Below are 2,567 nucleotides of genomic sequence, written 5' to 3'. Positions count from 1 at the left end.
GAATTGGTGTATGTGTGAGAAGGATTCTGTTTCACTGAGTTTGATCCATCTCCAAAGTCCCAGTACCACGAGTTTGGAGATCCGGTAGATGTATCAGTGAACTGAACGGTGAGTGGAGCAGGTCCTGATCCTTTATCTACGATAAACTTCGCTGAAAGGGGAACCGTCGATTTCTCAAAATCAGCATGAATTTTCTGGTTTGAGGTTACATGAGCGAACGTATGTGTAGAGATCGGTCCGATACTTATCCTATTTATCTGAACGTCTTTGATACTTGATCCTGAGTTCGGACTGATGGTGAACGATTGGTCAGCACCAGCAGAAACGATGACATCACCGGAAGGGCTAATGGCTCCATTTGCAGATGCGGTAGCGTTTATAACATAGAAACGTGGAAGAGAGACATTGATGTAATTTCCACGAATAAGGAAATCTGAACCAAATTCATTTGAAACCTTTAATGTCACATCATAGATGCCCGCATTTCCATAGATATGTGTCGGATCTTTTTCAAATGAAGTACGACTTCCATCACCAAAGTCCCACAAATATTTTGAGTGATCTGCAGGGCTCGTGCTTTGATCGAAAAATGAAACTTTTAAGGGAGCAGATCCGTTGACCGGTGCTGCGTAGAATTCGGCATGCACCGGATTGGTCTGATTCGTAACGGTTATGACTACGGGGTTTGGTGAGATGTACTTATTTTTATGCGGATCCTGGATCTCTAATGTTGGAGAATATGTTCCCGGTTTTTTGTAGTGGTGCTCTATAGTTCTTGCATTTGAACGGTCAGCAGGGGTATTATCTCCAAAATTCCAACTAAATTTGTATTTTTCAATCGGGATTGAAGGATCTAACTCTGTTTGATCTGTGAATAATACCTTCAGGGGAGCAGAACCCTTCGTCGGTGTTGCATTGAACGTAACTTTCAGATCCTTTGATGGCTGGACGTGAATGTATCCTGGTTCTGTCGTTGTTGCTTGTATGCCATCAGCATCTGTGACGGTCAGCGTTACATTATAACTGCCGGGATCTGCATAGGTATGAACAGGGTTTTTCAGTGTAGAAGTCTTGGAATCTCCAAAGCTCCAGGCATATGCAGAGATGGAAGCCGGGCTGCTGCTGTGGTCAGTAAATGAAACATTAAGCGGAGATGGACCTGCCAGTGGCTTTGCCGTGAATGATGCCTGAGTTGATGAAGTCTGATTAGTGATCGTGATCATCATGGGAACAGGAGCATTGTGTTTTTCTCCATTCTGATCCTGTATCTGGAGTTGAGCAGTATAATTACCTGGTTTAGTGTACCGGTGCTGAACATTGCGTGTGTTTGAGGCATTAGATAATGAACCATCTCCGAAATCCCAGAGATATGTGTATATTTCATCAGGAACAGCAGGGTCCAGTTGAGACTGATCGATGAAATATACATCCCCGTTTACCTGTGTATTCTGGGGAAGTGTGGTGAATTTTACTCTTGGATATTTTGATGGCTGGACTTGAATGAAATATGGCAGTATGGTGGTTGTATTCGCACCATTGGCATCCGTTATCTTCAGGGAAACATTGTACTTACCGATGCCCACATAGGAGTGAACAGGATTTTTTTCAGATGATGGAATACTTCCATCTCCAAAATCCCAGGTATAGTTAGTGATAGAAACTGGGCTCAAACTTTGATCAATAAAGGAAACCAATAATGGAGCAGGTCCAAGCGGGGGGATTGCTGAAAACCCTGCTAAAAATGATGAGGTATTATTGGTGATAGTAATATGCACCGGGTCCGGGGCATTATGCCTTTCCCCGTATTGATCCTGTATCTGGAGTTGTGCTAAATAATCTCCAGGATTAGAATATCTATGCTTAATAATCCTGGAATTTGATAACCCAGACTCAGAACCATCCCCAAAATTCCAGATATAGTAATACATCGCTATTGGGACATCAGGGTCAAGTTCAGATTGATCAAGGAATAAAACCTCCTGTGAAGGAGTACTATTCTGGGATATGGCTCCGAACTTGACTACCGGGTATGCAGATGGCTGGACATGAATATATTTCTGCTGTATTGTTGATGCATTCACTCCATTGAGATCAGTTATCGAGAGAGTTACATTATATCTCCCCACTCCCTGGTATGTGTGATTCGGGTTTTTTTCAGTTGAATTGTAACTACCATCACCAAAATTCCAGGAATATTCTGTAATAGTTGCATTACTTGCACTCTGATCTATGAATGATACAGAAAGAGGAGCGGATCCTTGTGTGGGTACTCCAGCAAAACCGGGTATAATATCAGCGAAAGCAGGGTTTCCGGATAAGAGCAAAAAAAAGATGAGGAGATAAGTTATCTGCGAAATATTGCAGATAACTCTCGTTCCATCGTTTTCAGGTGTATCTCTGGTATGGTTCATGATTCCCTTCTTAAATTATGAGTCCTGGTACGATTCATGCCCCACTAATTATATCAGGTATAACTGAAATGAATCTAATATTCCTAATCTCCTCACACGAACTAAATTTTTTTCTTCCATGTAACTCTTCACCAACCAGAACAGTGAGATGACCGT

1 protein-coding gene is annotated in these 2,567 nt (G+C 42.1%); it reads right to left on the bottom strand.

What is annotated here, in order from left to right; all coding sequences use genetic code 11:
* The coding region (locus VN429_RS10050) for a PKD domain-containing protein (protein ID WP_325632854.1) at positions 1–2,411 on the bottom strand (2,411 nt) is incomplete at its 3' end.
* Positions 2,412–2,567: the final 156 nt, after the last annotated feature.

This window comes from Methanospirillum sp. (genome assembly GCF_035560735.1).
Classification (GTDB): domain Archaea; phylum Halobacteriota; class Methanomicrobia; order Methanomicrobiales; family Methanospirillaceae; genus Methanospirillum.
This window is presented reverse-complemented; position numbering and strand designations above follow the sequence as displayed.